Origin of the sequence: Bacillus sp. DX3.1, from assembly GCF_030292155.1 — a bacterium.
Classification (GTDB): Bacteria; Bacillota; Bacilli; order Bacillales; family Bacillaceae_G; genus Bacillus_A.
The window spans coordinates 3,825,543-3,847,044 of record NZ_CP128153.1; the positions used below are offsets into that span (position 1 = coordinate 3,825,543).

24 protein-coding genes, 1 riboswitch and 1 other annotated feature are annotated in these 21,502 nt (G+C 37.6%); of the genes, 9 read left to right on the top strand and 15 right to left on the bottom strand.

What is annotated here, in order from left to right; genetic code table 11:
• Positions 1–54: 54 nt before the first annotated feature.
• Complete coding sequence (locus tag QRE67_RS19060) at positions 55–318, bottom strand: YqkE family protein (protein ID WP_286121784.1); 264 nt, start codon at positions 316–318, stop codon at positions 55–57.
• 424 nt (positions 319–742) lie between these two features.
• Between QRE67_RS19060 and QRE67_RS19065 the strand changes: the two genes are divergently transcribed.
• A complete protein-coding gene (locus tag QRE67_RS19065) occupies positions 743–2,332 on the top strand; it encodes a bifunctional metallophosphatase/5'-nucleotidase (protein WP_286121785.1) in 1,590 nt (529 codons plus the stop codon).
• Positions 2,333–2,377: 45 nt separating this feature from the next.
• On the opposite strand, the gene QRE67_RS19070 is transcribed toward QRE67_RS19065, so the two are convergent.
• Positions 2,378–2,851 (bottom strand): ribbon-helix-helix domain-containing protein, encoded by a 474-nt coding sequence (locus QRE67_RS19070; protein WP_286121786.1) that lies wholly within the window; start codon positions 2,849–2,851, stop codon positions 2,378–2,380.
• A gap of 131 nt (positions 2,852–2,982) precedes the next feature.
• Here QRE67_RS19070 and QRE67_RS19075 point away from each other — a divergent pair, with 131 nt between their 5' ends.
• Complete coding sequence (locus tag QRE67_RS19075; protein ID WP_286121787.1) at positions 2,983–3,984, top strand: alpha/beta fold hydrolase; 1,002 nt, start codon at positions 2,983–2,985, stop codon at positions 3,982–3,984.
• Between the two features lie 265 nt (positions 3,985–4,249).
• Here the strand turns inward: QRE67_RS19075 and QRE67_RS19080 are convergent, their stop codons facing one another.
• Positions 4,250–5,191 (bottom strand): LacI family DNA-binding transcriptional regulator, encoded by a 942-nt coding sequence (locus QRE67_RS19080; protein ID WP_286121788.1) that lies wholly within the window; start codon positions 5,189–5,191, stop codon positions 4,250–4,252.
• Between the two features lie 236 nt (positions 5,192–5,427).
• Positions 5,428–5,919 (bottom strand): GNAT family N-acetyltransferase, encoded by a 492-nt coding sequence (locus QRE67_RS19085; RefSeq protein WP_286121790.1) that lies wholly within the window; start codon positions 5,917–5,919, stop codon positions 5,428–5,430.
• 77 nt (positions 5,920–5,996) lie between these two features.
• Between QRE67_RS19085 and QRE67_RS19090 the strand changes: the two genes are divergently transcribed.
• Positions 5,997–6,920, top strand: a complete 924-nt coding sequence (locus tag QRE67_RS19090; RefSeq protein ID WP_286121791.1) for an alpha/beta hydrolase — start codon at positions 5,997–5,999, stop codon at positions 6,918–6,920.
• Between the two features lie 21 nt (positions 6,921–6,941).
• Here QRE67_RS19090 and QRE67_RS19095 read toward each other — a convergent pair whose 3' ends face one another.
• Positions 6,942–7,184: a DUF2552 family protein gene (locus tag QRE67_RS19095; protein WP_286121792.1), complete on the bottom strand. Its 243-nt coding sequence runs from the start codon at positions 7,182–7,184 to the stop codon at positions 6,942–6,944.
• Between the two features lie 104 nt (positions 7,185–7,288).
• On the opposite strand from QRE67_RS19095, the gene QRE67_RS19100 reads away from it, so the two are divergent.
• Entirely contained in the window at positions 7,289–7,531 is a 243-nt protein-coding gene (locus QRE67_RS19100) for a CDGSH iron-sulfur domain-containing protein (protein WP_286121793.1), read from the top strand.
• 38 nt (positions 7,532–7,569) lie between these two features.
• Here QRE67_RS19100 and crcB (QRE67_RS19105) read toward each other — a convergent pair whose 3' ends face one another.
• Positions 7,570–7,923 (bottom strand): fluoride efflux transporter CrcB, encoded by a 354-nt coding sequence (gene crcB / locus QRE67_RS19105; RefSeq protein WP_286121794.1) that lies wholly within the window; start codon positions 7,921–7,923, stop codon positions 7,570–7,572.
• Positions 7,920–8,324: a fluoride efflux transporter CrcB gene (gene crcB / locus QRE67_RS19110; RefSeq protein ID WP_286121795.1), complete on the bottom strand. Its 405-nt coding sequence runs from the start codon at positions 8,322–8,324 to the stop codon at positions 7,920–7,922. The genes crcB (QRE67_RS19105) and crcB (QRE67_RS19110) overlap by 4 nt, the downstream gene beginning before the upstream one ends.
• A 198-nt stretch (positions 8,325–8,522) precedes the next feature.
• Positions 8,523–8,666: riboswitch (FMN riboswitch) on the top strand.
• 308 nt (positions 8,667–8,974) lie between these two features.
• On the opposite strand from crcB (QRE67_RS19110), the gene ribD reads away from it, so the two are divergent.
• Genes ribD through ribH form a run of 4 tightly spaced genes read left to right on the top strand, consistent with a single transcriptional unit; the run spans position 8,975 to position 12,404 of the window.
• Positions 8,975–10,087 carry a bifunctional diaminohydroxyphosphoribosylaminopyrimidine deaminase/5-amino-6-(5-phosphoribosylamino)uracil reductase RibD gene (gene ribD, locus QRE67_RS19115; protein ID WP_286121796.1) on the top strand — a complete coding sequence of 371 codons (1,113 nt, stop codon included), beginning with the start codon at positions 8,975–8,977 and terminating at the stop codon, positions 10,085–10,087.
• The gene (gene ribE / locus QRE67_RS19120) at positions 10,069–10,713 is read left to right on the top strand and encodes a riboflavin synthase (protein ID WP_286121797.1); all 645 of its coding nucleotides are present in this window, start codon (positions 10,069–10,071) and stop codon (positions 10,711–10,713) included. The genes ribD and ribE overlap by 19 nt, the downstream gene beginning before the upstream one ends.
• Before the next feature lie 12 nt (positions 10,714–10,725).
• Positions 10,726–11,919, top strand: coding sequence for a bifunctional 3,4-dihydroxy-2-butanone-4-phosphate synthase/GTP cyclohydrolase II (locus QRE67_RS19125; RefSeq protein WP_286121798.1), 1,194 nt, complete (start codon positions 10,726–10,728; stop codon positions 11,917–11,919).
• A 23-nt stretch (positions 11,920–11,942) separates the two neighbouring features.
• Positions 11,943–12,404, top strand: coding sequence for a 6,7-dimethyl-8-ribityllumazine synthase (ribH, locus tag QRE67_RS19130; protein WP_286121799.1), 462 nt, complete (start codon positions 11,943–11,945; stop codon positions 12,402–12,404).
• Between the two features lie 25 nt (positions 12,405–12,429).
• Here ribH and QRE67_RS19135 read toward each other — a convergent pair whose 3' ends face one another.
• The 8 genes from QRE67_RS19135 to QRE67_RS19170 form a co-directional block, all read right to left on the bottom strand.
• Positions 12,430–12,750 carry a hypothetical protein gene (locus tag QRE67_RS19135; protein WP_286121800.1) on the bottom strand — a complete coding sequence of 107 codons (321 nt, stop codon included), beginning with the start codon at positions 12,748–12,750 and terminating at the stop codon, positions 12,430–12,432.
• Positions 12,751–13,216: 466 nt separating this feature from the next.
• On the bottom strand, positions 13,217–14,215 hold the full coding sequence (bioB, locus tag QRE67_RS19140; protein WP_286121801.1) for a biotin synthase BioB: 999 nt from the start codon (positions 14,213–14,215) through the stop codon (positions 13,217–13,219).
• Entirely contained in the window at positions 14,169–15,026 is an 858-nt protein-coding gene (gene bioC / locus QRE67_RS19145; RefSeq protein ID WP_286121802.1) for a malonyl-ACP O-methyltransferase BioC, read from the bottom strand. The genes bioB and bioC overlap by 47 nt, the downstream gene beginning before the upstream one ends.
• The gene (locus QRE67_RS19150; protein WP_286121803.1) at positions 15,016–15,732 is read right to left on the bottom strand and encodes an alpha/beta fold hydrolase; all 717 of its coding nucleotides are present in this window, start codon (positions 15,730–15,732) and stop codon (positions 15,016–15,018) included. Before QRE67_RS19150 ends, bioC begins: the two co-directional genes overlap by 11 nt.
• Positions 15,729–16,916, bottom strand: coding sequence for an 8-amino-7-oxononanoate synthase (gene bioF / locus QRE67_RS19155; RefSeq protein ID WP_286121804.1), 1,188 nt, complete (start codon positions 16,914–16,916; stop codon positions 15,729–15,731). The genes QRE67_RS19150 and bioF overlap by 4 nt, the downstream gene beginning before the upstream one ends.
• Positions 16,882–17,610 carry a dethiobiotin synthase gene (bioD, locus tag QRE67_RS19160; RefSeq protein WP_286121805.1) on the bottom strand — a complete coding sequence of 243 codons (729 nt, stop codon included), beginning with the start codon at positions 17,608–17,610 and terminating at the stop codon, positions 16,882–16,884. The genes bioF and bioD overlap by 35 nt, the downstream gene beginning before the upstream one ends.
• The gene (bioA, locus tag QRE67_RS19165; RefSeq protein WP_286121806.1) at positions 17,610–19,007 is read right to left on the bottom strand and encodes an adenosylmethionine--8-amino-7-oxononanoate transaminase; all 1,398 of its coding nucleotides are present in this window, start codon (positions 19,005–19,007) and stop codon (positions 17,610–17,612) included. The genes bioD and bioA overlap by 1 nt, the downstream gene beginning before the upstream one ends.
• Positions 19,008–19,120: 113 nt before the next feature.
• A complete protein-coding gene (locus QRE67_RS19170; RefSeq protein ID WP_286121807.1) occupies positions 19,121–19,477 on the bottom strand; it encodes a hypothetical protein in 357 nt (118 codons plus the stop codon).
• Between the two features lie 142 nt (positions 19,478–19,619).
• Positions 19,620–19,840 (top strand) — a binding site (T-box leader).
• 244 nt (positions 19,841–20,084) lie between these two features.
• Between QRE67_RS19170 and nhaC the strand changes: the two genes are divergently transcribed.
• On the top strand, positions 20,085–21,458 hold the full coding sequence (gene nhaC / locus QRE67_RS19175) for a Na+/H+ antiporter NhaC (RefSeq protein WP_286121808.1): 1,374 nt from the start codon (positions 20,085–20,087) through the stop codon (positions 21,456–21,458).
• The last annotated feature ends 44 nt before the right edge of the window (positions 21,459–21,502 follow it).

The window sequence follows — 21,502 nt, forward strand, 5'->3', positions numbered from 1 at the left end:
CTTCAAAGCATTTAAAAAATCATCAAGAGATTTCTCCTGATGATTTTTTAACACTTATTTAAAGTCTTTCCAAGTAAGACTACTTTCACTTAACAGCTCTTCAAACGATTTATTTTTCTCACGTTCACGCTGCTCTTTGCGCTTTCTTTCTATTTCTTCCACTTCTTTTTGTTCTTCTCTCACTTGCAATTCTTTCTTCTTGCTCTTTAATTGATGCATTAACGCCTCATTCAGTTGATCACCAATCGTAATTGCATCTTTTTCTGTTTGATTTGTTTGTGTTTGTCTTTGCATTTGTCTTTGTTTCTTTTTCTTCATACTGCTCACCTTTTACTTTTTTCTCCATTATAGGGGAAATAGTAGACTCTCGACAATAAAAAAGTCAATAATCGATCTCCATTTTCTACTATTGCAAATTTGTACAAATGTAAAGAAAAGAATAATATTTTATTAATTTTTATAATAAATTGAATTTTAATGGAAATAATTCTATTAATCTATTAAAATAATGTCGTATGATATTAGATTCTATATAAATCCATTTTGATTTTTCGACATATAAGCCGCGGCTATGGATAACAAAAGGTCACCTGCACTCGTTTTCTCTCTTTGTTTTCACTATGTCTGGGTAGGAAAAGGATTTGACCGCTTCTATGCATGACCGAATGCTCTCTCCCACCTAAAAAGAAGGGTTTTATGTCGTTTTTTTAATTTGTATTTATATAAAAAGGGAGCGAAAGTTATGTGGAAAAAAGTAATTCCTGCAGTTGCTGTTTTTAGTACAATTACGTTTTCAACCGTATTCGCCGCACCTCCATCTCAGACACCTCATCAACAAGACCGTTATATTAACGTGCAAATGCTCGGTATTAACGATTTTCATGGCCAATTAGACACCGTAAAACAAATTAATAACAAAGAAGCAGGCGGCGCCGACTACTTAGCAGCCTATTTACGAGATCGTGAAAAACAAAATCCCAATACATTGCTTGTTCACGCCGGTGATGCCGTCGGAGCAAGTCCTCCGATTTCTGCACTATTACAAGATGAACCAACGATTGAATTTTTAAATGATTTAGGTTTTGATGTTGGAACTGTTGGAAACCATGAATTTGACGAAGGTATGGATGAATTACGCCGCCTTATCTATGGAGGTTATCATGAAAAAACTGGTGACTTTAAAGGAGCTAATTTCCCTTATGTCGCTGCCAATGTTTATAATAAATCAACTGGACGGTTATTTTTACCACCGTTTACAGTAAAAATGATTGACGGAGTTCCAGTAGGGTTTATCGGTGTTGTAACAACAGATACACCAAATATCGTTATGCCTTCTTTATTGAAAAATGTACAATTCACCGATGAAGTAGAAGCGATTAATAAGTCTGCAAAACAACTGAAAAGACTTGGCGTCAAATCCATTGTTGTACTTGCGCATAATGCGGGTATTACAGATGAAACTGGAGTAACAGAGGGGGATCTCGTTCGCTTAGCAGAAGGAACAGATTCTGAGGTAGATGTTATTTTCGGTGGTCATAGTCATACTTATGTGAACGGGACAATTCATAATAAACTCATCGTACAAGCAAATTCTTATGGAATGGCTTTTGCCGATGTTGATATGAAAATCGATCGTAAGACGAAAGATATCGTAGAGAAAAAAGCGGAAGTTGTTACAACATTCCATGAAGGAATAGAACCGGATCCACAAATTAAGAGTAAAGTAGAACAATATGCTGAAAAAATCGCACCGCTCATCAATGAAGTTGTAGGAACTGCAACGGCCCCATTAACTCGCAACCAAAATTCTGCTGGCGAATCAGCGCTTGGTAATTTAATTGCTGATGCACAGCGCAAAACAATGGATGGAAACATCGCTCTTATGAATCCAGGTGGTATTCGAAATGATTTAGATGCAGGAGATATTACATGGGGAGAATTATTTGCTATTCAACCATTTGGAAACCAATTAATGAAACTTACGCTAACTGGAAAAGATATTCGCGACATTTTAAACCAACAATGGCAAAAGGATAAAACAAGAATGCTTCAAATTTCTGGTATTCAATATACATGGGATAATAGTAAACCTACTGGTGAAAAAGTGAGCCATATCACACTAGGAAACGGTGAAGCTCTAGTAGATACTCATACTTATAGTGTTGTGGCAAATGCATTCCTTGCTTCTGGCGGTGATGGATTCACTTCCTTTACGAATGCTAAAAATACAGAAGTTGGCCCAACTGACCTTGATGCTTTCGTAGATTATGTAAAGCAATCAAAAGGCCCAATCGAAGCTACGATTGAGGGAAGGATTCAAAGGCTGAATTGATTATTCACACACCAAAAAAGAGAGAAGCTTCTTCACTTCTCTCTTTTATTTATCTTTTACATCATGTATCTCTGCATATTTTTGTATAAACTCTATTAAAGCTTCTTCCACAATTTTTGATTTATAAACACCTCTTGCCTGCGACAAAATGTCCAATTGCTCTAAAATTTCCGTACATATAGAGAAAGTACGCTTCTTTTTTTCACCACTTTTTTCCGTTTTCGCTATAAAGGGGGCCTCTCTTTTTCGGAGCAACTCATAAATGTTCTGCAGTTGTTCATAAATGAGTGCTTGATAATCCGTTTTTACATATTGAAGCGCGGTAGCTTCTTGAAGATATAAATGGCGCGGCTCTTCTCCTTCCCCAATAAATATTCGTTTCTTTTTCTCACCGTTATATTCGTATCCAATCATCCTTAGCTTTTTCGACAATGTATATGGGCTCATTTCGAGACGTTTAGCAATCATTGCAAGTGGTTCACGTTTATTTAAACGATCTATAATTTCTCCAATTGTCACTTCCTCCCCCCTTTCTGAGCTTACATACTTGAAATTAGATCGGCATGTTATGATACAATAATTTTTTAACAGTATATGCTGAAATTACAGCACTGTGCAGTGCACACCATTTAAGAAAAGGAGGTTTTTTTATGCTTTTCCGTAGTCGCACTCCTTCCTTTTACAACAAAGAGAAGAATCCAATTCCTAATAGCGTCACCACGATAGAAAACGTTACGATTAACAATCGTAAACAAGCTCTACTCATACGTGGTCAAGACGTGAATCAACCTATTTTATTATGCTGTCACGGCGGTCCTGGCATGGCACAAATTGGATTTATTCGTCATTTTCAGGAAACCTTAGAAAAACATTTTATCGTTGTAAATTGGGATCAGCGCGGAGCTGGCAAATCCTTTTCATGGCGTGATATAAACACACCATTCACAATTGAACAATTTGTTTCAGACGCTCATGAAATCATTCAATATCTACTTTCTCGGTTTAAAAAACAAAAATTATTTCTCGCTGGTCATTCTTGGGGAAGTATTATTGGTCTACAAATAGCAAATAAATATCCAAAGTACATAGAAGCATATATTGGAATCGGACAGATTGTACATATGAAACAAAACGAAGAATTGTTGTATCAACATTTAATTCATTCTGCAAAAAAACATGGACACGCACGAGCATTGACTTCTCTAACAAAACTAGGCAAGCCTCCGTTTTTAGATATGCGGCGTCTTATCATTCAAAGAAGATGGCTTGGTACATTTGGTGGTGCGGTTCAAAGTGGAACTTCGTTTTCTTTTATTCGAAAAGGGCTACTTTCTTCTGAATATACATGGCTAGATTGGTTAAAGTTTCTCGCAGGAAATATAAAATCAGGGACATTGTGGGAGGAAATGCTCACAGTGGATTTCTTTTCTACAATCTCAAATCTTTCCGTACCCGTTTATTTTTGTTCTGGCCGTTACGACTATCAAACACCTTATGCACTTGTACAGCAATATTGCGATATGATTCAAGCACCGATAAAAAAAATGATTTGGTTCCCAAACTCAGCTCATTCTCCAAATTTAGAAGAACATAAACTTTTTGCAAGCACTTTATGCTCTATAAAAAAAGAGTTAACCTTTTCACACGTGTAACAACCATTACTATATAAATCCATTTTGATTTTTCGACATATAGCCACGGCTATGGATAACAAAAGGTAACCTGCACTCGTTTTCTCTCTTTGTTTTCATTTAGCATGGGGTAGGAAAAGGATCTGACCGCTTCTATGCATGGCCGGATGCTCTCTCCCACCTAAAAAGAAGGGTTTTATTTCGGTTTTTTAATTTGTATTTATATACCTTTTACATTTCACGAAAAGCACTCTATAAAAAAAGGTGCGTTTCACAGACGCACCTTTTACTTTGTAGATTCACGCTCAATTAAGATAAAATCATTTTCCAGTTCCTCACGTCTTACTTGTTTCTTCTTTATTTTCTCCATCAGCTTCTGCACTGCAATTGTTCCTTGATTACCAATAGAACTTCCGATTGTTGTCAAAGAGGGAGTAATCCACTCACCTTGCAAGCTCCCTTTAAAACCAATCACTTGTAATTGCTTTGGTATATGAATGCCAAGAGATTTTGCCGCACGAATTGCCGCAATCGCAACAGCATCACTAGAAGCTACAATGCCTTCTATATAAGGATGCTTCCGTAATATTTCGATGATTTCTCTTTCTCTCTGTTCCTCATGAACTGTTATTTGTTCTTCCCGATAAGCAATTTGTTCATCCCAAACGGCATCTAAAAAACCCGATACGTGCTCTTCCATTCCATCATCTTCTGCCTCTTCTTGTATATAAGCTACAAAATGGCAACCTTTTTCTTTTAATAAAACAACAGCCTTTCTAGCACTTTCATAATACGTAGAGGCAACTTGCTGTTCTTCCATCTCCAGTACAATAAATGGAATAGAAAGCTCGTCTAGGTGTGCAGATACCTCTCTCGTCATAATGACTCCTGCAATATTATTTTGCAAAAGTATATCTATGTATCCACTTTTATTTTCTACGTTGCAAACAACAATTTGATAGCCCTCTTTATAGGCAGCTTCTTCTACCGAACGAAGCAAGGTTATATACGATGGATCTTGTAAATTTGATACAAGTATAGCAATCATTGTCGAAGATTTTTTAAACAATGCCTTCGCTACTGCGTTTGGCTTATACTGTAATTCTTCAATTGCTTGTTTTACTTGTTTTACTGTATCTTCATGTACGTATCCTTTTTCATTAATGACTCGTGAAACGGTTGCGACTGAAACACCTGCCAATTTTGCAACATCACGTATTGTTGCCACATCGTCACCCCTTAATATGGTAATAGCTTACAGTTTAAACCTAAAACAAAATCTGACATTCGTCAAGGTTATTATTTCATATTTCTGAAAATTGTTACATAAAAAAAGAAGCGCTTATTAAGCACTTCTCTCTCGTTTTACTTGTCTATCTTTCACTATAAATGTCTTTTTCAACATAGGCGGTGTAATCATTGTCGTTAAAATAATACTTCCTATTTATTTTTATTTCACCATATTTAACGATTAACTTTACATATCTTTAAATCTAATTGAATTTCATGTAAGATTTCGATATCATCATAGCCAACAAATGGAATTTCCGGTTTGATCAGCCGCGCTGCCCTCACCGCATCTACATATAAGTTTGTCATCACAAAACCACGCTTCTGATAAAAACGGAGTGCATTTGTATTGTCGTTTGTTGTAATAAGCCATATTTTTTTACACAACCGTTCCCTTGCTACTTCAATCACATTCTCTACAAGCTTCGTGCCAATTCCTTTCTTCTCATCTAAACTATCGAGTGAAACAATTTCACAATAATTATTTTTTATTTTATATGTGATAATTCCTATTATTCTGTTATTTACAATTGCAACAAAACCTGGTAATTGTTCTAAATGGTGTGCTTGTCCCCGTGAAACCATCAGCGTACTCCCCCAGTTTTCACACATAAAATGTGAAATCACTTCCCGCATTTCCACTGTTATTTTTTGCACTTGAATCATGCTTCATCTTCTCCCTTTTTATGCCATTATGATACAATAAAAGTGTATCATATGTAGAGTAACTTGGAGGCTGAAGTATGAAACGATTTTTCACAGCATTACTAACCATATTAGGAGCGTTAATTGGTATCGGCATTTTCTTTACCAATAAAGTGATGTACTTAAAGAAGAAATCAGAAGAAGAAATTTTAGAACGTGAAACAAAAAAACATTTTCGCGTAGAAGATTTTGAATCTATTCCAAAAGAAGAAGTCTTTATCCCTTCTCAATTCGGATACGACATTCACGGATACTACATTTCTGCAGGTAATTCTAATAAATTTATGATTTTTTGCCACGGTGTAACCGTGAATAAAATAAACTCTGTCAAATATGCCAATTTATTTTTGAACAGAGGATATAACGTGTTTATTTATGATCATCGTCGCCACGGTAAAACCGGTGGGAAAACGACAAGTTATGGCTACTATGAAAAGTATGATCTAAAAACTGTAGTCGATTGGTTAAAAGAACGTTTTGGAAAGAATATTACACTCGGTATTCACGGGGAATCTATGGGAGCTGCGACATTGTTACAATACGCAGGTATGGTAGAAGACGGCGCTGATTTTTACATTGCTGATTGTCCATTTTCCAACTTTTACGATCAGCTACATCATCGTTTAAAAGTCGAGTTCCACCTGCCAAAATGGCCGCTATTACCATTGGCAAACGCCCTGTTAAAAGTTCGTGATGGCTATACACTACGCGAGGTTTCTCCGATTGATTGTGTAAAAAATATAAAAAATCCAGTGCTCTTTATTCATAGTAAAGAAGATGACTACATTTTATGTGATATGACGAGAGCATTGTATGAAGCAAAAGAAAATAACAAAGAACTCTTTATTGCAGAGCATGGTGCACACGCTTGCTCTTATAACGAAAATAAACAAGAATATGAAGCTGCAGTTGATCAATTTTTAGGAACATATGTAAATAAAACAAAAAACAGGCTTGCGTAAGCCTGTTTTTTTCGTATCTTCCTATGCTAGAACGTCTGTAACTTGTTCCATATTTTCAGAAATCCATGTCACCGCTTCATCAAGCGTTTGAAATTCTGTCGTCTGAAATGTCACTTCATCTTGCAGGAGCCAAACGTCTTTTGCCTCTTGCTGCACTCCAGCAATCGACCAATGAAGTAAGCTATATGGATGATTATCATTTAAAAATGATACCCAAGTGCGTTCGTCCGCGATCGTTTGTAATGAACGTATTTGTTTATTCATGTTTCTTCACCTTACTATATCTCAATTATAAACGTTATTATAACACTCTCTTCTACCGTATACAAAGTTCCGTTTTCTTATTGTAAAGCGGTTCCTGTAATTATATGATAAACATAAGCGTTTGGGAAGGAGGGATAACGTTGGCAAAAGTACAAATTAAAGTAAATGATAACGGTTCGTTTCGCATTACAGGGGATGTGGAACTAATCGATTCACAAGGTAATGCTTTCCCGGCAAAACCAGCATTTTCTTTATGCCGCTGCGGCTTATCGCAAAACATGCCATATTGTGATGCTTCGCATAAAGGAAAATTTGAATCTGTTGTTCGAGCACCAAAAGGAGAATAATAGCGAAAGAAGCACGTACAAATCAATGTACGTGCTTCTTACATACTCCCTATATAAAATCCTAGGAATGCCGAGCCAATTCCCATGATATAGCTTATTACCAAATACAATACGGCCCTTTGTCCTTCACGTTTATGTATAAATTGTACGATTTCAAGTTTATATGTTGAAAAGGTTGTAAACGCCCCCATAAACCCGGTTCCACATAATAACAACCACATGCTACTAACCTCAGCCCCGTACAATAGACCGAGTAAAAATGAACCACATACGTTCACAAATAATGTTCCATATGGAAACAAACTTCCGTACTTTTTTTTCATTGCATTGCCAATGAAGAATCTAGCAATCGCTCCGAAAAAACCGCCCATTCCTACAAGTAAAATGTTCATAGCGTTCCTTCCTTATTCACGCTTCTTTCATACAACATATTTCCAAGATAAAATCCGAGTAAAGATAATAATAATCCGCCAACTACACTTGTACTTACATAGTAAAAAGCCATCATAAAAGCTTCATGCTGTAATAGTTTCATCGTCTCTACACTAAATGTCGAAAAGGTTGTAAAAGAACCGATAACTCCTGTTCCAATCGCACTTGTCATAACGAGTGAAACATGTTTCATACGAAACAAATACAGCGTTAAAAATGCTAATAAAAAACTACCAATCATATTCGCTGACCACGTCGCTAACGGAAAAGTATCTACAGATGTAGATCCCATCCATTGTCCTAATCCATAGCGAGCTAAAGCACCTATAATGCCTCCCATTCCTACTGCAATATATTTCATATTTCCACCTCAATTTACGTACATACTGAAATCTTTCCCATACTAGTATAGCAAAATTTATCCCGCTATTTGCGGGCAGTAATACCCCCACCACTGATTAAAGTTTCACTTTATTCCCCCTTCATTTTCACACAATTCTTCACATTCGAATATTTTTTACTAACATTTTTTCTTTTTTGTGCTATAATGTGAGCAAACAGCATCCTTCGGGGTCGGGTGAAATTCCCAACCGGCGGTGATGAAGTGCACACTTCTAAGTCCGTGACCCGTTTTCAACTCGAAAACGGTGGATCTAGTGAGATTCTAGAGCCGACAGTATAGTCTGGATGGGAGAAGGATATGTTTTCTAGTGCTTATATATCGAATACACTTTTATTTTAGCATACACATTTTTACTGATTCTTTTTGAATCTCTGTATATGTTTTTTTTCATATACCTATGTTTCTATGCTGAAATAAAAAGATACGACTAGCTTGTAAAAAATTTATATTTTGCTAGGTTTATTTCTGATGCGAAAATATAAATTACTGCTAGGTTTCTTAACTATACTCTCGTATTCGGACTATATTTCTAGAAATCACGTCTCCCAAACCCCAAGGATTTTATTATCCTTGGGGTTTTTTGATTTTTCTTAGGAGAGGTGAAACGTATGACTGATCAAGAATATATGACAATTGCTCTGCAATTAGCAAAAAGTACAGCTGGGCAAACAAGTCCAAATCCAATGGTCGGTGCTGTTGTTGTAAAAGATGGAAACATCGTTGGGATGGGCGCACACCTACGAGCAGGTGAAGAACACGCTGAAGTTCATGCTCTTCATATGGCAGGAGCCAAAGCAAAAGGCGCCACTGTATATGTAACGTTAGAGCCATGTAGTCATTTTGGAAAAACTCCACCTTGCTGCGATTTACTGATCGAAAAGCAAGTGAAACGAGTTGTAATTGCAGCACTAGATAGCAATCCACTCGTTTCAGGTAACGGTGCAAGCCGTTTACAAGACGCGGGCATCGCTGTAACAATTGGCGTCCTTGAGGAAGAAGCAATCGCATTAAACCGCTACTTTTTCCACTATATGAATACAAAGCAGCCATTTGTGACGTTAAAAACAGCGATGAGTCTAGATGGAAAAATAGCAACTGCTACTGGAGATAGCAAATGGATTACAGGTGAAGCTGCTCGCGCGGACGTTCATCAATATCGGCATGAACACGACGCGATTCTTGTTGGTGTAAACACTGTCATTACTGATAATCCGCAGTTAACAACACGCCTTCCAAACGGCGGAAAGCATCCAATTCGAATCATTTTAGATACACACTTACGAACTCCACGTTCCTCACATATCATCACAGATGGAGAGGCACCAACATGGATTATTGTTGGAAAAGACGTAGAAAAAGAAAAAATAGCAGCATACGAATCAACAATGGTATCTGTATTGCAAATGAAAACGAGCCATATTGAAATACGTGACCTCCTTTCCCTTCTTGGAGAGAAACACATCCTTTCACTCTTTGTTGAAGGTGGACAATCGGTTCATGCTAGCTTTTTAGAAGCAAAGTGCTTCAATGAACTCGTGACATATATAAGCCCGAAACTAATCGGTGGAAAAACAGCACCGACATGGTTTGGAGGCAATGGTTTTTTAAAACTGCAAGACGCACTTTCCTTGCAAATTCAAACGATGAAACAAATTGGTGACGATATAAAAATCGTTGCTACCGTACGAAATGAGGTGTCTGAATGTTTACAGGAATTGTAGAAGAGCTTGGAACCATTTCAAATATGCAGAAAAGCGGAGAATCGATGAAGCTGACAATTACCGCATCTTCGATTTTATCAGATGCCAACTTAGGCGACAGCATTGCTGTTAATGGAATATGTTTAACCATCACTTCCTTTACAGCACATTCTTTTACTGTTGATGTCATGCCAGAAACGATGAAATCTACGTCACTCCGAATGCTAAACCGCAGCTCTAAAGTGAATTTAGAACGTGCTATGGCAGCAAACGGTCGTTTTGGCGGGCATTTCGTCACTGGACATATCGATGGTATTGGAACCATTTTGAATAAAAAGCAACAGTACAATGCTGTTTATTACAAAATCGAAATACCAGACACATTGCTCCGCTATTGTTTACAAAAAGGATCGATTGCTGTTGACGGTACAAGCTTAACGATTTTTGATATTGATGATTCTTCTATTACAATTTCGCTCATTCCACACACACTAAGTGAATCTGTATTAGGCGGAAAAGTAGCTGGTGATATCGTGAACATAGAATGCGACATGATTGGAAAATATATCGAGCGTTTTGTGTCACAGCCTACAAGGCAAAACAACTCAGTGACAGAAGGCTTTTTACAAGAAAATGGATTTCTATAAGGAGGAAGCACAATGTTTCATCGTATTGAAGAAGCACTAGAAGATTTAAAACAAGGAAAAGTTGTTATTGTATGTGATGATGAACACCGAGAAAACGAAGGTGATTTCATCGCTTTAGCAGAGTATATTACGCCCGAAGCAATTAATTTTATGATTACACATGGCCGTGGTCTTGTCTGTGTACCCATTACAGAAGAATGTGCAAATCGATTACAGTTAGAGCCAATGGTTTCTCATAATACTGATTCTCATCATACTGCGTTTACAGTGAGCGTTGATCATATTTCTACAACAACCGGTATTAGTGCTTACGAACGTGCAACAACTGTACGTGAGCTATTAAATCCAAACTCGAAAGGAACAGATTTTAATCGCCCTGGCCATATCTTTCCGTTAATCGCAAAAGAAGGCGGCGTTCTTCGCCGTGCTGGACATACGGAAGCAGCTGTTGATTTAGCAAAACTGTGCGGAGCAGCACCAGCTGGGGTCATTTGTGAAATTATAAAAGAAGATGGCACGATGGCACGAGTTCCTGACTTATTACAAGTTGCAAAACAATTTGATATAAAAATGATTACAATTGAAGAGTTAATCGCTTACCGCCGTCATCACGAAACACTCGTAACACGCGAAGTTGAAATTACATTACCAACCGATTTTGGTACATTTCGCGCAATCGGTTACTCAAATTCACTGGATCAGAAAGAGCACATCGCTCTTATCAAGGGCGATGTTTCAACAGGTGAACCCATTCTCGTCCGCGTCCATTCTGAGTGCTTAACCGGCGATGTTTTCGGCTCTTGCCGCTGTGACTGTGGACCACAACTTCATGCCGCTCTCACCCAAATTGAGCGAGAAGGAAAAGGTGTTCTTCTTTATATGCGCCAAGAGGGCCGTGGTATTGGGCTGCTCAATAAACTACGCGCATACAAACTGCAAGAAGAAGGATTCGATACTGTTGAAGCAAATGAAAAATTAGGCTTTCCAGCAGATCTTCGTGATTACGGTATTGGCGCTCAAATATTACAAGATTTAGGTTTACAACAATTGCGATTATTAACAAATAACCCAAGAAAAATTGCAGGCTTGCAAGGTTACGCTTTAGAAGTCATCGAACGCGTCCCTTTGCAAATGCCAACAAAGGAAGAAAATAAAGCATATTTACAAACAAAATCAGAAAAGTTAGGTCACTTATTAAATTTATAATACATTAAGGGAGAGATAAAATTATGGTATTCGAAGGTCATTTAGTTGGTACAGGATTAAAAGTAGGGATTGTCGTTGGACGTTTTAATGAATTTATTACGAGTAAACTATTAGGCGGTGCATTAGACGGTTTAAAACGCCACGGTGTAGAAGAAGATAGCATTGATGTTGCATGGGTTCCAGGCGCATTTGAAATCCCATTAATCGCCAAAAAAATGGCAAACAGCGGAAAATATGATGCTGTCATTACACTTGGCACAGTGATCCGCGGTGCTACAACTCATTATGACTACGTTTGTAATGAAGTTGCAAAAGGTGTTGCTTCTCTATCACTACAAACGGACATCCCAGTTATTTTCGGCGTATTAACGACAGAAACAATTGAGCAAGCAATTGAACGTGCTGGTACAAAAGCTGGTAACAAAGGCTATGAATCCGCAGTTGCTGCCATTGAAATGGCACACTTATCAAAACAATGGGCATAAAAACAAAAGAGGCTTCGGCCTCTTTTTATTTTTTAACTTTTTTTCGTACGTCTTTTATTAATTCATTCATTGTTTTCCCTTCAGTTGCTATGCGAAGGTTTTGTGCCGTTCTCCAAACATTTTCCCGTTTCTTTTCTTCTTGCACAATATAAAGTTCTTGACGTACTTCTTTTAAGTCTTTTCCTTCCGTCTCAATGCCAAGGTGCTCAGCTTTGGTTCGAAAATGCTGTTCAATTCTTTGTTGCATTTCTTTCTGCTCTGGATTTTCAGCTGCCTTAACTGGATCAGCACTAATTGCCTTTAATAAAATAAGAAAAGTCATAATAGCTAATATATATTTGTGCATGTGAGATCCTCCAACCCGAAATAAATTACACCTTTACTATGTACAATTACAGGATGGAAAATTCGGCCACATAATTTATTTTTTTACTAAAAAGTCACTTATCTAAAGGCTCGAAGGTATTTTATTACATTTTATTTACAAAAAATAAAATGTAACAAAAGACATAAAAATAGCTACTCTTTCATGGAGTATCCATGAAAGAGTAGCTATTTTATATAAATCCATTTTGATTTTCCGATATATAAGCCGCGGCTATGGATAACAAAAGGTGACCTGATTCGTTTTCTCTCTTTGTTTTCACTTAGCATGGGGCAGGAAAAAGATCTGACCGCTTCTATGCATGGCCGGATCCTCTCTCCCACCTAAAAAGAAAGGTTTTATGTCGTTTTTTTAAATTTGTATTTACATAGTCTACATCTTACCTTGATTGCTCCAGTCTCACAAAGAAACTATTTTCTCTTATTTTTTACAGCGCACATTCTTCAATTTCAAATCCTAAATCTTCAATCATACCCCAGTCAGCTGTTGGTTCTTGTCCTTCGGTTGTTAAATAATCACCAACAAAGATAGAGTTTGCTGCAAACAGACCAAGTGGCTGCACGGAGCGTAAATTGATTTCGCGACCACCAGAAATACGAATTTCTTTTGATGGATTAACAAAGCGCATCATTGCTAGCACCTTCAAACATTCTACTGGCGTTAATTCTTTTTGCCCTTCTAACGGCGTACCTTTCACAGAAACAAGGAAGTTACATGGAATAGAATCCGCATCTAAACGTTGTAATTCAAGTGCAATTTCCACTCGCTGTTCAATTGTTTCTCCCATTCCAAAGATTGCACCCGAACATGGAGAAATACCAGCTTGCTTTGCTTTTTCTACTGTGTCAACGCGGTCATCATACGTATGTGTTGAACAAATACTATCATAATTATTCACATGTGTATTTAAGTTATGATTATAGCGATGAACACCCGCTTCTGCTAACCTTCCTGCTTGATCTTCATTTAAAAATCCGAGGCAGCAGCAAATTTTCAAATCTGTTGTATCGCGAATTTCTTTTACCGCACCAATGACATGATTTACCTCTTTATCAGTTGGGCGACGTCCAGAAGCAACAATACAATATGTACCTGCTTTTCGACGAACCGCTTCGTGTGCACCTTCAACAATTTTTTCTTGTGTTAACCATGCATACTTATCAATTGGTGCTTCTGATATGATAGACTGTGAGCAATATCCACAATCCTCTGGACATAATCCAGATTTCGTATTAATAATCATATTTAACTTTACTTTTTTACCAAAGTGATGGTGACGAATCATATATGCAGCATTCATAATTTCTAACACTTCTGTATCATCTGCCTGTAAAATCGCTACAGCTTCCTCTTTCGTAATGCTTCTTCCTTCTACAACTTCAGATGCAATTTGTTTCCAATCTGTTTTCGTTTGTACTTGTTTCATTTTTTCTCTTCCCCTCTTTTTCAATATACGCAAATAAAGCATGATACGTTGCTACAATTTCTCCTTCTTCCGTGAAATCTCTTTCGTATATACGAAGCATTGTCCGAAAGATAGAAGGGCTTTGACAATAGGACTCTGCATTACTATTCGTCGCTCCTACCTTCCGAATGGACTGTAGAAATCCGCGAACTGTAGCAAACCTTTCTATGTAACATGTTTCATCAACATGAACATCCCCTGTTACACTTTCACATACGCCTTGCAATTGTTTTCTCGTCAAAAAACGTTGTCCAACAGCCACGCTATTTTGCATACTTCGTTCTGCTTTGGCACGCTGAAATGATGTATGCAGCTCTTGAAACGTTTGATCCCCAAACGTCGAAAATAACAACAAGCCATTTTCGTATACATGACGATATAAATTTTTTACCGTTGTTTGCAAATCGTTTAACCATTGAAATGTCGCACTAGAGATAATGACATCAAATGTTTCACTTAATGTAAGTTTTTCAATGTCTTCACAGCGAAATGTAACTGATTTTACATGATTTCTCGTTTTGGCAACTGCAACCATACTTTCAGCAAAGTCAACCGCTGTAATTGTTGCGTTTGGAAAAGAAATTGCAAGCTGCTCAGTCACATAACCTGTGCCACACCCAAGTTCTAAAATACGGATAGACGACACACTGTCATACCGTTCTTTCATTGCAGAAAGTAATTGGTGTGCCAGCTTTTTTTGCACATTTGCATATTGATCATAGGATACAGCTGCTCCGTTAAATCGTTTTTGTAATAACGTTTTATTGATCATGTTGTATCCCCTTTACAAACTGATTGATTTCGTTTGCACAATATTCCGAATTTGTTACGCAAAGTGCGTGCCCGGCTTCTTGTATCACCTTAAGCGTTGCGTTCGTATTCTCTTGTATATAGTAAGCAGCAGAAAGTGGACATATCGTGTCGTTTTCTCCGTGAAGAAGTAATATAGGTGCCTTTATATGCTCCAGCTTCCTTCTCACGTCCACTTCTATTAAATAGTCGAGTCCAATTTGCAAAGAATCAATAGAATCTCCTTGAAACCCTTCCGCAATGCTCATAAACCATTCGCTTTCTTGTATCTCCTGTTCCGTAAACATACTCCTATAAAAACGTTTTAACGTGTTGTCCTTTTGCTTTGCCAAACTTCTTTTCATTCGCTCTACAAAAGGTCCTTTCCATCCGTTCTCATAATCCTCACTCACGGTAAACTTTGCTGTACCACCTATTAAAATCATTCCTTCTATCTGTACCTTATCACATACTTGGAGAGCAGCTAATGCACCGAGTGACCAGCCAATCAAGATCGCTTCCTGTCCCTTCGTGGCTGCTATCACTCGTTCTGCAAAATCACTAAGTTCTTTTACATCACGCCACTCAACAATCTGAACTGCATACTCTTGAAAATACGGGAGTAACGAATCCCAAACTTGCTCTTCCATTCCCCATCCAGAAATCAGAACAATTTGAGGCTGTTTCATATCATTACCTCCTCTTCTTTACCGATTCGAATAATCTGGTCAATAGCCCATTGTAAATCGGCTTTTGTATGCTGAGCTGTAACTGCAAATCGAATGCGTGAACTATCATATGGAACGGTTGGTGGCCGGATCGCAATCGCAGCAATTCCTGCTTCCTGCAATTTCTCACTAAAATGAATCACAGCTTCATTTGATGCAACAATAACTGGTACAATATGTGTCGTACTATCACCAATATTGAAACCAGCTTTTTGCAAAGCATTGCGAAAATACGTGCCATTTTCCAGAAGTCGTTGACGACGTTGTTCATCTTCTCTTACAATTTCAATTGCGCATTTAATTGCTCCAAGCGTACTTGGAGGCAAAGCCGTTGTAAAAATAAAGCTTCTCATCACATTCTTCATATAATCAATACAAATTTCATTACCTGCTAGATAAGCACCATAGCATCCTAACGCTTTACTAAACGTTCCCATATGAATGTCAATTTGTTCGGAAAGTCCTTGTTCAATATGAGCCAAACCTGCACCATACTTTCCGTATATACCTCCTGCATGCGCTTCATCAACCATTAGAAAAGCCCCGTATTTTTCTTTAAGCATAACTAAATCTTTTAGATGCGCGGTATCACCATCCATGCTAAAAACAGTGTCGGTTACAATTAATTTCCGCTTCGCTACAGGCGCTATCTGTAACAACTTTTCCAAATGTTCTAGATCATTATGACGATAACGTTTATGTTCCGCACCACTCAGGACGATTCCATCAACGATGCTTGCATGATTCAATTTATCGCTAAAAACGATGTCATGGCGGTTTACTAACGAAGAAATCGCACCAAGATTTGCTGTATATCCGCTACTTACAATCATCGCTTTTTCAGTTTCTTTCCACTCACATAAACACTGCTCAGCTTCTTCATATAATGGATAATTCCCAACAACGAGCCTTGAAGCCGTTGCTCCCACTCCATACTGTTGTGTCGCTTCGATTGCCGCCTCTTTTAATCGTTCATCCCCAGCTAAGCCTAAATAATTGTTAGAAGCTAAATTTAGCATACTTCGTCCGTTACGAACGAGCCAAGCTTCGTCTGACTGTTCTGTTACAAACAATCGTCGATGTTGTGATTTTTCCGTCAAACGATTCAATTTAGATTGAAAATGTGTTTTCCACGCTTGATTCATTGCGTAATAACTCCTCTAATTTTGAAATCACAATACTCTCCTCTGCTGCATATAGCAGCTCATCTCGAGTAAAACCTTCACGAAGAGCTGGCAATAAACCTAGAACGGGGATACCACTTAATTCCTCTATCATTTCTTTATTCTCTAGCACTCTCTCCTTTTCATGCTCTTTACAGCCAGATAAAATGACACCAGCAACAGATAAGCCATGCGCTTTTGCATAGGAGATTGTTAAAACGGTATGATTAACAGTCCCAAGTGTCGGACGGGCAACAATGATTAACGGCAACTGAAGTTGCTTAGCAAAATCAACTACAAGTGCATCTTCTGTATACGGAACAGCAAGGCCCCCTGCCCCTTCTACAAATAAACCATCAAATTCTTTTAACAGTTCATGGTAATGCGTTATAATTTGCTTTAATTGCACAACTCTTCCCGCTCGTTTCATCGCGAGTCTCGGCGCAAGAGGTTCTTCAATAGAATAGGGACAAATTCTCTCCTCCGCAGTCGTTACGCCCGATGCCGCTTTCAATCTAAACGCATCTCCTTCTGGATTAGAAGCAACATGTCCACTTTGCAACGGTTTATATACCCCGATGTTATAACCACGGTTTCTTAGCATTCCTACTAACGCTCCTGTAACAACTGTTTTTCCGACTTCAGTATCTGTTGCTGTTATAAAAAAGCCGCTCATTATTCTCCCTCCGTAACATCTGCAATTGCTTGATATAAAATGCGAATCATTTCATCAATCTCTTCTATCGTAGATGCTAGCGGCGGCATAAACACAATCGTGTTACCAAGCGGGCGTAAAATCATTCCCAATTCTCTAGATCGCTTACATACTTCCACTCCTACTCGCTCTGTCCAATCAAACGACTCTTTCGTTTCTTTATTTTTCACGAGTTCAATTCCAATCATCAGCCCACACTGACGAATATCCCCGACATGCTTGTATGCATAAAGTGCTTCCAATTGTTTTTCCACATATACCGCTTTATGCGAAACACCTTCTACAAGATTCGTTTTTTCATAAAGTTCTAAGTTTGCTATGGCCACTGCGCAGCCTAGTGGATTTCCTGTATAACTATGTCCATGGAAAAATGTTTTCTGTTCTTCACAATCACCTAAAAAAGCATCGTAAATTTCATCTGTCGTTACAGTAATTGCCACTGGTAAATATCCGCCTGTTAAGCCTTTTCCTGCTGTTAAAATATCAGGAGTAACACCTTCATGTTCACAAGCAAACATTTTTCCAGTACGGCCAAATCCTGTCGCCACTTCATCTGTAATAAATAGAACATTATATGTTGTACAAAGATCACGAAGTCCTTTTAAATAACCTTTTGGCATTGTAATCATGCCGCCTGCACCTTGCATTAACGGCTCAACAATAATTGCCGCAACCTCGTTATGTTTTTCTTTTAATAGCTCTTCCATTTCTTCCAAATGTTTTCGAACAATTTGTTCTTTATCATCTCCGTAAGGAGAACGGTATGTATATGGATATGGCATTTTTATCGCATCGAATAAGAGCGAACTGTACACTTGGTGAAACAAGTCAATTGCACCTACCGATACAGCACCAATTGTGTCACCATGATACGCTTCTTTTAATGTAATAAATTTTTGTTTCTCAGGTTTCCCCTTATGCTGCCAATATTGAAAAGCCATTTTTATCGCAATTTCGACAGCTGTAGAACCAGAATCCGAATAGAATACTTTTTTCAATCCCTCTGGAACAACTTCAATGACTTTTTCTGCAAGTAAAATCGATGGTACATTGGCAAGTCCCAGCATGGTAGAATGTGCAATTTTATTTAATTGTTCACGAATTGCATCATCTAATTCTGGTACATGATGTCCATGAACATTCAGCCAAATGGACGAGACACCATCCCAATAACCATTTCCATTTACGTCATATAATTTACGACCTTCTCCCCGCTCAATAATAACGGGATCTTCCGCTAAATAATCTTTCATTTGCGTAAACGGATGCCATACATACGCTTTGTTTTTCTCAGCCAACTCTTCATATGTATAAGTTGTTTCTTTACTTGTATTACTACTAACAGTCACGATTGTCACCCCTAATGTTAACTTTTATATAAATTAAGTTAACATTAAAATTAAAATACTGTCAATTCTTTTTGAACAATAATATTCTTAAAAAAGAACGACTTATCATAAGATAAGTCGTTCTACTCTCCATGTTGTATCTTTCCAATTTCCAAAATAATCTCTTCATCTTTTTTTCCTTCTGTATCAATTCCAAGCTTCTTTGCATAGTCTCTCAGTAATTCATGACGCTTCTCAAATCGAGCTGTATTTAACTCTTTCTGAAGTTCTTCCTCTGTTTTCCCTTCTATTGAAACACCAAGTTTATCAGCAGTTTCCTTCGTTCTCTTTTCTTCTCTTACTTTTTCTAATTCCTTTGTTTGTGTTTTCTGCTCTATCTTTTGTTTTGGCTGATCGGGAGATGATGCAAAAGCTGTATAAATTCCAGCACTACCAATGACTGCGAGTAACGTAGTAAAAAGAAACACTTTCTTCTTCATTGCCCCCTCCTTTCTCATTTCATTATAACGCACAAAATAAATATTAAAAGAATATTCCGTTATTATTTTTGCGATGGAAAATGATAAAATATATGTTGACATGTTAGATAAATATGTGATAAAAATTTAACTAACATCATATGAATCGGCGATGATAGGATTTAGTAGTATCTCGTTTTTTGATTTCAGAGAGCTGGTGGTCGGTGCGAACCAGTACAGAGCGAAGTATGAATTACCCCCTGGAGCTTCTTTTACGAAACAATCGGAGTAGTAAAAGACGGTTATGGACCGTTATTTCTGCAAAGTGGTGAAATGAAACTGTTTCACAATTTAGGGTGGTACCGCGATTTTCTCGTCCCTGCATTTATTGCAGGGGCGTTTTTATTTTATCGGGTTACATGTGCGTCCCTCTATTTTGTGCTACTTTCATTTTACAAGCTAGGGTGGTACCGCGAGCTATTCGTCCCTGCATTTATTGCAGGGGCGTTTTTTTATGGTGTTAAACAATTACCGTTAATTTGTCATAAAATTCTAAATTTTTAAAGGAAATATATAATATTGGCGAATTTTATATAAAAAAGAAACTTTTACACAGGGGGATTTAACAATGATTACAAAAATCGAATCTATTCTTTTAACACTTTTGATCTTTTTCTGTATTGGCTTTAGTGTAATTGCATTACAAGCATCACCGCACATTCCTATTTTATTTAGTATTATCGTATTACTTGCATTTGGATTCATAAAAAAAATATCTTGGTCTGATATGGAAACTGGAATGAAAAACAGTATTTCAGCTGGTATTCCATCCATTTTCATTTTTTTACTCGTTGGTGTATTAATTAGTGTTTGGATTGCAGCTGGGACAATTCCAACTTTAATGGTATACGGTTTCCAGCTTGTATCTCCAAAATTTTTCGTACCTACAGTCTTTGTTGTTTGTGCAATTGTTGGAACAAGTATTGGTAGTGCCTTTACAACAGCAGCAACAGTAGGACTTGCCTTTATGGGAATGGGTAGCGTTCTTGGCTACGACCCAGCTCTTGTTGCTGGTGCAATTGTTTCCGGTGCTTTCTTCGGAGATAAAATGTCTCCTTTATCTGATACAACAAACTTAGCACCTGCTGTAACAGGAGTGGATTTGTTTGAACATATTCGCAATATGCTTTGGACAACAATTCCCGCTTTCATTATCGCTTTTATCGCTTTTTTCATTCTAGGAAGCGGTGCTTCTGGGAATGTTGAATTCTCTGCCTTTACGAAAGTATTAGAAGAGAATACGATTATTTCGATTTTCACACTCATTCCTATTCTATTACTGTTCGTACTTGCTTTTAAAAGAGTACCAGCTGTTCCAACTTTACTTGCTGGAATTGTAGCTGGAATTATCATCTTATTTATTTTCAAACCAAGTACATCTCTTGCTGAATTAATGAAAGTGATGCAAGATGGATATGTATCTCAGACAGGTATAAAAGATATTGATAGTTTATTAACACGCGGTGGTTTACAAAGTATGATGATGTCAATTGCACTTATTTTTCTAGCTCTTTGTATGGGTGGATTATTACAAGGAATGGGCATTATCGCACAGCTTATGAACATCATTGCTAATTTTGTTAAAACGAGTGCACGTTTAATTATTTCTACTGCAGCAACAGCAATTGGTGTTAACTTCTTACTTGGTGAGCAATACTTATCCATTGTATTAACAGGGCAAGCATTTGCGAACAAATACGATGAAGTCGGACTAAAACGTCGCAATTTATCACGCGTGTTAGAAGATGCTGGTACAGTAATTAATCCGCTTGTACCATGGGGTGTAAGTGGTGTCTTTTTAGCAAGTGTACTAAACGTTCCAACAATTGAGTACGTCCCATACGCAATCTTCTGCCTGGCTTGTCCAGTTGTGACAATCATTGTTGGATTTACAGGCTTTGGCCTTTCATGGAAAAAAGAAAAATCAGTATCAATGTCTTAATATATATATAGAAAAAGGATGATTGCCTAATCTTGCTGGCAATC

Bases quoted from the DNA above. Each gene is read 5' to 3' on its own strand.
- nhaC (WP_286121808.1), top strand. From the start codon at position 20,085: ATGATTACAAAAATCGAATCTATTCTTTTAACACTTTTGATCTTTTTC.
- crcB (WP_286121794.1), bottom strand. From the start codon at position 7,923: ATGAACATTTTACTTGTAGGAATGGGCGGTTTTTTCGGAGCGATTGCT.
- ribH (WP_286121799.1), top strand. From the start codon at position 11,943: ATGGTATTCGAAGGTCATTTAGTTGGTACAGGATTAAAAGTAGGGATT.
- QRE67_RS19125 (WP_286121798.1), top strand. From the start codon at position 10,726: ATGTTTCATCGTATTGAAGAAGCACTAGAAGATTTAAAACAAGGAAAA.
- bioF (WP_286121804.1), bottom strand. From the start codon at position 16,916: ATGAATCAAGCGTGGAAAACACATTTTCAATCTAAATTGAATCGTTTG.
- QRE67_RS19100 (WP_286121793.1), top strand. From the start codon at position 7,289: ATGATAAACATAAGCGTTTGGGAAGGAGGGATAACGTTGGCAAAAGTA.
- QRE67_RS19135 (WP_286121800.1), bottom strand. From the start codon at position 12,750: ATGCACAAATATATATTAGCTATTATGACTTTTCTTATTTTATTAAAG.
- crcB (WP_286121795.1), bottom strand. From the start codon at position 8,324: ATGAAATATATTGCAGTAGGAATGGGAGGCATTATAGGTGCTTTAGCT.
- ribE (WP_286121797.1), top strand. From the start codon at position 10,069: ATGTTTACAGGAATTGTAGAAGAGCTTGGAACCATTTCAAATATGCAG.
- QRE67_RS19075 (WP_286121787.1), top strand. From the start codon at position 2,983: ATGCTTTTCCGTAGTCGCACTCCTTCCTTTTACAACAAAGAGAAGAAT.
- ribD (WP_286121796.1), top strand. From the start codon at position 8,975: ATGACTGATCAAGAATATATGACAATTGCTCTGCAATTAGCAAAAAGT.
- QRE67_RS19095 (WP_286121792.1), bottom strand. From the start codon at position 7,184: ATGAATAAACAAATACGTTCATTACAAACGATCGCGGACGAACGCACT.
- QRE67_RS19065 (WP_286121785.1), top strand. From the start codon at position 743: ATGTGGAAAAAAGTAATTCCTGCAGTTGCTGTTTTTAGTACAATTACG.
- QRE67_RS19090 (WP_286121791.1), top strand. From the start codon at position 5,997: ATGAAACGATTTTTCACAGCATTACTAACCATATTAGGAGCGTTAATT.
- QRE67_RS19170 (WP_286121807.1), bottom strand. From the start codon at position 19,477: ATGAAGAAGAAAGTGTTTCTTTTTACTACGTTACTCGCAGTCATTGGT.
- QRE67_RS19150 (WP_286121803.1), bottom strand. From the start codon at position 15,732: ATGAAACAGCCTCAAATTGTTCTGATTTCTGGATGGGGAATGGAAGAG.
- bioB (WP_286121801.1), bottom strand. From the start codon at position 14,215: ATGAAACAAGTACAAACGAAAACAGATTGGAAACAAATTGCATCTGAA.
- bioC (WP_286121802.1), bottom strand. From the start codon at position 15,026: ATGATCAATAAAACGTTATTACAAAAACGATTTAACGGAGCAGCTGTA.
- QRE67_RS19060 (WP_286121784.1), bottom strand. From the start codon at position 318: ATGAAGAAAAAGAAACAAAGACAAATGCAAAGACAAACACAAACAAAT.
- bioD (WP_286121805.1), bottom strand. From the start codon at position 17,610: ATGAGCGGCTTTTTTATAACAGCAACAGATACTGAAGTCGGAAAAACA.
- QRE67_RS19085 (WP_286121790.1), bottom strand. From the start codon at position 5,919: ATGATTCAAGTGCAAAAAATAACAGTGGAAATGCGGGAAGTGATTTCA.